Raw genomic sequence first — 6,230 nt, 5'->3', positions numbered from 1 at the left:
TGCCCAAGGTCAGCGCCGCCCAATTATCGGCCTTGCCGACGCCAAGCGAGGTCACCACGCCGATGCCGGTGACGGCAACGATCGGCCTGCCCATATGATCGTTCAGATTGGCCATGCGGTAGCCCTCGATCGTTTATCGTTGCGGCATGGATCGTGGACCACCGCCTCAGGCGGCGTTGATGAGCGCCATGCCCTCGAATTGGTGATAGCCGATCGCCGTTGCAAGGACGGTTGCGGGAACCCCTTCGAACGGCTTCTCGGCTGCGGCATCAAAAACAGGGTAGGCGGCCTTGCGATCGACGGCCAGCGCCGCCAGTGCCACAGCGAAGGGAAACTGTGCTTCCTTCATGTGTCCGGTCAGGGTCGAGAAACCGCGCGCGGCAATCGCCGGATTGGCATCGAGCGCGGCTTTCTCGGCGATGGTTGCCGTATGGGCGCCCGACGCGCCCGACAGGGCCAGCAATTTGCCGTTCGGCATTGCAGCCTGCTTGAGCAGGGCGGCGATCTCGGCGTCGAGTTCTCCCCGTGGGCGCCTGGCGCGGCCGGAGACGACCGGCCCAAGCTCGGCATAGATCTTGCGGCCGCGGCTTATCGCGTGTTCGCGCTGCTCCAGTACCAGGAAGGCACCGCCGGATCCAGTCACGACGCCGCCGCCCTCAGCCCCCTGTCTTTGCCAGACCGGCTTCCACTGGCCGCGATGCAGATAGCCGGCGAGTTCATAGCCGAGCAGCATGTCGGAATGTTCGGTCTGGAAGGCGCCGCCGACCAGGATGTGCGTCGACTGGCCGGAGCGGATGCGCGCGGCTGCTGTCTCGACGGCGGCGACACCGGCACCTTCCTCGCCCATGAAGGTTCTGGATGAGCCGGTCACCTTGTGGACGATGGAGATGTTGCCGGCGAGCAGATTGGAAAGCTGCGCCAGGAACAGTGTCGGCCGCAATTCGGTGGTCAATTTCTCGTTGATCAGCACATCGCGGTCGTTGCGGCTTTCCGACGCGGCGAGAATGGCGGCATCGACCGCCTCGTCGCGTTCGCCGCCGCCCGCGGCCACGACCATGTCCATGGTCGTGCAGAGTTCGTCATTGCCCTTGATGCCGGCGTCGTCCAGCGCCAGGCCTGCGGCATAGGTGCCGAGCCTCTGCCAGGTTTCCATCTGGCGCTGATCGCCACGTTTGGCGATCTGCAGGTTCCAGTCGATCTCCGGCAATGGATGAACGGTATAGGGTGCAAAGCGCGCCGCTTCGAGCACCGGTTCCAGCCCCGGCTGCACGAGCTTTTGCCAATGGGCGTCCGGACCTTCCCCCAGCGAGGAGACAAGGCCGATACCTGATATGACGACGTCGCGGGGGCTGCTCATGTGCGGCTTTGTGGGTCAGGCGGCAGAGCGCGTCAAGATCGAACGCTCAACCGATGTCAGGCGGTCTTGGCGGCAACCAGCGCGTCGATCTTGGCGCACAGGTTCTTCATGACGAAGTAATCGTCGGTCGAAGCCTTGCCGTCATTGACCTCCTGGGTCCACTTTTCCAGTGGCACCTTGATGCCGAATTCCTTGTCGATGGCAAAGACGATGTCGAGGAAATCGAGGCTGTCGATGCCGAGATCGTCGATCGTGTGGCTCTCGGGCGTAATCGTGTCGATATCGATCTCGCTGGTGTCGGCAATGATCTTGGCGACTTTGTCGAACGTGGTGGACAAGGGCTTTTCCTTCGGTTGCGGGCGGAATCTGTCCGCATCTTGTTTGGGCGCTGTCTAATCGGTTTTTCCCGGCAGGAAAAGGCCTGATGCGCCGGGCGCAGATGGGTAGGGCATCCAGGAAACGCAAGAAGGGCCGCCGGTTTACCCGGCGGCCCTTCTGTTGACGTCACGTCAGCCTTTGTTTCGATGCAGGTCGTTTTTCCAAAACCGGAACCACTTTGGGCGACATGCATCAGCTGTCGCGGAGCTTGACCAGATCGTTCAGCAGCCCGCCGGTTCCGTTGTGGACGGTCAGCCGCTCGACCTTGCCGGCGATGGTTTCCAGAGCCTCGAGCTCCTTCAACCGCAGCATCACCGGGTTTTCCGCCATCACCCTGGCCGTGTTGAGGAGGGAACGCGTCGCGTTCGTCTCCTCGCGGCGACGGATGATGTTGGCCTCGGCCTGCTTTTCGGCCGACACCACCTGGTTGAGGATCTCGCGCATCTCGCCCGGCAGGATGACATCCTTGAGCGCGATATCGCTGACCTCCACCCCGATCTCGGCCATATCGGCGCGGACCTTGCCAGCGGCCTCTTCGTCGATCGTCACCTTCTTTTCAAGGATCTGATCGAGTGTCAGCGCGCCAAGGGTCTTGCGGAAGGCGTACTGCAGGGCGCGGTAAAGGGCTTCGGAGAAGTCCTTCACCATGCTCACCGCCTTGACAGGATCGACGACCCGGTATTCGGCCGCGATGTTGACGCGGATCGTCACGCGATCCTTGGTCAGCACTTCCTGCCCGGCAACGTCGAGCGACTGGCGCTTGAGGTCGACGACCTTGATCTGCACCATGCGTCCGACGTTCCAGAAGCCATGCACGCCCGCCGTCAGCGTCCTGACCAGAACACCGTCGATGAACAGCAGTCCGGCTTGACCGTCGACGACCGGATGGACGGACATCAATTCCGCCTTCCGGGCCTGGCCGAGCCGGCGCATGACCGCCGCATCGATGGCGAGATCGACTGATGTGTCGATCAGCGTCACCTTCCACGGGCCGGCATCCGTCCACAGCACCAGCTTGCGGTCCGGCGCCAGCACGGCGTGCAGATTGCCGTCACGCTCGATGATGGCGACATCCGTGCGCCCGGTGCGAACGACGGTGAAATGACGCGCGGCTACATCCGGGAGCTTGTCGAACAACGCCTTCTCGTATGCCGAAACGAATTCCGGGTTCTTCAGATCGTGCCGGGACACTTCGAGGCTGCCGCGCCGGTTGGCGAGCCAGTGCTCGCCCGGCAGCAGGACAGTCTTGATTTCCCCCTTGTGGAGGGTGAGGGCACGTTCGTTTTCCTTTACGAGGACGCGCTCGCGCCCAAGAACCTTGTCGAGAATTGTCATTGTCTTACTCCTGTCGGGCATGGCCCCATGCGAGGCGTCAAGTCTTGCGTCGATCGTTCCTTTCGTTTCTCGTTTCACGTCGTCTCTTGCGTCATAGCCCGGGCACGAATGATCCGGGGACTGGTGGCATCAATCCGTGGCGGGCCTTCGGGAGCGGATCGCGGGGCAGTGAAGCGGGCGCCGGAGGCCTTGGCCTCCCTTGCCGGCGACGCTGCGCCTTGATCGTCACCGCGGGCCTGGCCGCGAGCCGATGGCGAAAGACGCTTGGGATGGATCCGCGCCCGAGGGCTTGGGCCATCCGTCCAGTCTTTCGCATTCCAGTCCCCGGACCGTTTTTCGGATGGCTTTTCAGGCCAATGGAGAAGGAATCGAACCTTCGACAGTCAGATTAACAATCTGATGCTCTAACCAAACTGAGCTATCCGTGGTGCAGATGAAGGGAATTGAACCCCCGACCTCCGGACCCAAATCCGGCGCTCTCCCGCTGAGCTACATCCGCGATCCCAATCCCCAAAGCAGCGCCGTATACAGGGCGGCAAAGCCGCCTGCACGGGCGGAGGCGAAAGCTCCAACCGTTGTGCTCACTTCGGTTCTCGTGACCGGGAGCGCGCCTATAGCCCCTGCGACGGGTTGTCGCAAGCGGCATTGTCGTGGCGGATTTGCGGCTTCTTGCGGCGGTGGCATTTAGGCAACACCGCTTTCGACGTCAGCGATCGCGCGCAGGGCGCTCAGAAGGTGACGCGGCCGAGCACGCGCAGGCCATCGCCCTGCGGCTCCACGACCACGGCCTCGCCTTCGCGCGGTGAGATGCCGGTAAGCGCCACGATGTCTTCCAGATGGGTAACCATGACCAGATTGTCGGAGCCGGAATAGGCGCGGATTTCTTTGAGGATCGCGGCGATCTGCGCGGTTTTCTGCGCCTCGTCGCCCTTCAGGAGATCGAGCGGCGCAAACAGCTCCGGCTCAGCCTCGAAGGCGATGCGGGCAGTGTCGAGGCAGCGGCAATAGCGGCTGGACAACACGCGCTCGATCGGTGCCGCACGGGCGGCAAACAGAGCGCCGATCTTGCTCGCCTGTTGCTTGCCACGCGCCGACAGGTTCATCTGGGTGGCGCAACTGTCGATGTCGAAATTGGCCGGGTCGGTGGTGCCGGTGACCATGGCATGGCGCAGCAGCACGACATGTCCGCCATCGCGCAGCAGCGCCCAGCCTGCATCCGTGGCGTGGGCTACGCCGGGAATAAGAAACAGGAACAACGCCAAGGCAAATCGAATCATCCGCTATCCTTCTCCGGTTCCCGGCAATGGGTTCCGGTGACGGGACATATAGGGACGGTAAAGCCAGCCGAAAGACAAGGCGCGGTCGGCGGGATGCGTAGACTTACTTCTTCGCTATCTGCTTCTTCACCAGATCGATCTTCTGGTCGGTGAGCGGGATGGGGATCGTGTAGCCGGCTTCGGTAAAGCCCTGCTTGGCGTTCTCGAAGAATTCGATCGCCTTTTGGTATTCGGCCTTGCCCCCGCCATAGCTGGCCCGATTCCAGCTGACGTCACCGAGATTGTTCTGCGAGAAGGCCCATTGCATAGGCAGGCTTTCCCTGGTGAATACCTTCAGCGTGGCCGCGAAGGCGGCCTCGGCATCACCGAGATATTTGTCGGTGCGTTCGAGATTGCCGAGGTTGAGCAGGCTCATGCCGATGCCGTTCTGGGCGTTGGCCCAGTCGACCGGTGCCGCGTCGACGGTGAGTACTTCGAGGGCTGCCCGGCGGGCCGCTATGGACTCAAGCAGGGTCCTGGAGTCGGCATTGCTCATGCTCAGCCAGTGCAGCGTCGAGCCGAGGCCGGCCTGGGCCAGCGCCCATTGGCGGGGGTTCGTCTCGCGCTTGTACTCGCGCAACGCATCGCGGTAGGCGGCAATGGCTTCACCATAATGTTCCGGCTTGTCGGTGACGCCGCCGAGGAGCTGCAGCGTGTTACCGAGATTGTAGTGGCTCATTGCCCAATCGCGAGGGAACTTTCGTCTGACATAGACCTGCCGGGCTGCCCGGAAGGCGCTCGCCGACTGCTCCAGCTTGGCCGCGTCGCGGGTGCGCTGGCCAAGCGTCTGGTAGATCGAACCGAGATTGTTCTGCGCCGACGCCCAGTCCATCGGGAAACGCTGCCGGGTAAAGACCGTCAGTGCGTCATCATAGGCGGCCGCGGCCTCTTCAAGCGCGCCGGTGCCCATATCGAAGCGGGCGACGCCGCTCAGCGCGTTGCCGAGGTTGAGCCTGCTGGTCGCCCATGAGACGGGGAAGGTCTCACGGGTTCGCACCTCGATCGCGGCACGGAACGCGTCGGCCGCTTCGTTTATCTTCGCCTTGTCGTTGAGCTGAATGCCGAGCGACACCAGCGTGTTGCCGAGATTGTTCTCGACCATCGCCCATTCAACCGGCGCCTTTTCGCGTGTGTATTCCTCAAGCGCCAGCCGGTAGGCCGCCTCCGCCTGCGTCAGATGTTCGCCGGCGGCCTCGCGCTCGGAAAGCGCATAGAGCGCCAGGCCGAGATTGTTCTGCGAAGCGGCCCAGTCGAGCGGCACTTTCTCGCGCGGGCGTTTCTGGAGCGTCGCGCGCATCGCCACCACCGCCTCGTTCAGGCGCTTCGGGTCGCTCTCGCGCTCGCCGATCTTCAACAGCACATTGGCCAGATTGTTCTGCGCGGCGGCCCAGTTGAGGTCGTCCTTCTCGCGCTCGAACACGACAAGGGAATCGCGAAAGATCCGCGCTGCCTCTTCAAGGCGCGCGGTCTCCGTCTCGCGCTCGCCGATGGTCTGCAGCACCACCGCCATGTTGTTGCGGGTGATGGCCCAGTCGCGATTCTGTTCGCCATTGGGGATGAAGTTCAGGATGGTGCGATAGGCCTCAATGGCGTGCTGCAGCGCATCGAGGTCGCCGGTGGCGTAGCCGTAGGCGTTGAGCGCCTCGGCTTCCTGGTTCTTGTAGTTCCAGCGCAGCTTGTCGTCCCATTTTCCGGCCAGCGAAAACGCCTTGGCATAGTCGCCGGCAGCGGATTTGTAATCGAAGACCAGCCCCGAGGCATCGGCGCGCTTGGCATAGATCGCGGCGTCGGCAAGACGCTTCTGCTTGACGAGATCCTCGGCTTGATCGACCGCATCGTTGGTC

At 62.9% G+C, this 6,230-nt stretch carries 4 protein-coding genes, 2 tRNA genes and 1 pseudogene; all 7 read right to left on the bottom strand.

All coding sequences use genetic code 11. From position 1 onward, the window contains the following. Positions 1-166: 166 nt before the first annotated feature. Entirely contained in the window at positions 167-1,357 is a 1,191-nt protein-coding gene (locus EOD15_RS26320) for a beta-ketoacyl-ACP synthase (RefSeq protein ID WP_127321365.1), read from the bottom strand. Between the two features lie 56 nt (positions 1,358-1,413). After that, positions 1,414-1,695 carry an acyl carrier protein gene (locus EOD15_RS26315; protein ID WP_010909964.1) on the bottom strand — a complete coding sequence of 94 codons (282 nt, stop codon included), beginning with the start codon at positions 1,693-1,695 and terminating at the stop codon, positions 1,414-1,416. A 232-nt stretch (positions 1,696-1,927) separates the two neighbouring features. Next, positions 1,928-3,070 carry a slipin family protein gene (locus EOD15_RS26310; RefSeq protein ID WP_023812260.1) on the bottom strand — a complete coding sequence of 381 codons (1,143 nt, stop codon included), beginning with the start codon at positions 3,068-3,070 and terminating at the stop codon, positions 1,928-1,930. 353 nt (positions 3,071-3,423) lie between these two features. Continuing rightward, positions 3,424-3,493, bottom strand: a tRNA-Asn gene (locus tag EOD15_RS26305). A 2-nt stretch (positions 3,494-3,495) separates the two neighbouring features. Next, positions 3,496-3,569 (bottom strand) — tRNA-OTHER (locus EOD15_RS26300). Between the two features lie 229 nt (positions 3,570-3,798). Then, positions 3,799-4,347, bottom strand: a complete 549-nt coding sequence (locus tag EOD15_RS26295; protein WP_127321366.1) for a histidine phosphatase family protein — start codon at positions 4,345-4,347, stop codon at positions 3,799-3,801. Positions 4,348-4,450: 103 nt separating this feature from the next. After that, positions 4,451-6,230, bottom strand: a pseudogene (locus EOD15_RS26290) (tetratricopeptide repeat protein); the annotation flags it as partial.

The sequence above is a fragment of the Mesorhizobium sp. M7A.T.Ca.US.000.02.2.1 genome (assembly GCF_003996995.1).
Taxonomy (GTDB): domain Bacteria; phylum Pseudomonadota; class Alphaproteobacteria; order Rhizobiales; family Rhizobiaceae; genus Mesorhizobium.
This window is presented reverse-complemented; position numbering and strand designations above follow the sequence as displayed.

What these genes read in the sequence shown, in the direction of transcription:
- EOD15_RS26320 (WP_127321365.1), bottom strand. Translation starts at nt 1,357, where the DNA reads ATGAGCAGCCCCCGCGACGTCGTCATATCAGGTATCGGCCTTGTCTCC.
- EOD15_RS26295 (WP_127321366.1), bottom strand. Translation starts at nt 4,347, where the DNA reads ATGATTCGATTTGCCTTGGCGTTGTTCCTGTTTCTTATTCCCGGCGTA.
- EOD15_RS26310 (WP_023812260.1), bottom strand. Translation starts at nt 3,070, where the DNA reads ATGACAATTCTCGACAAGGTTCTTGGGCGCGAGCGCGTCCTCGTAAAG.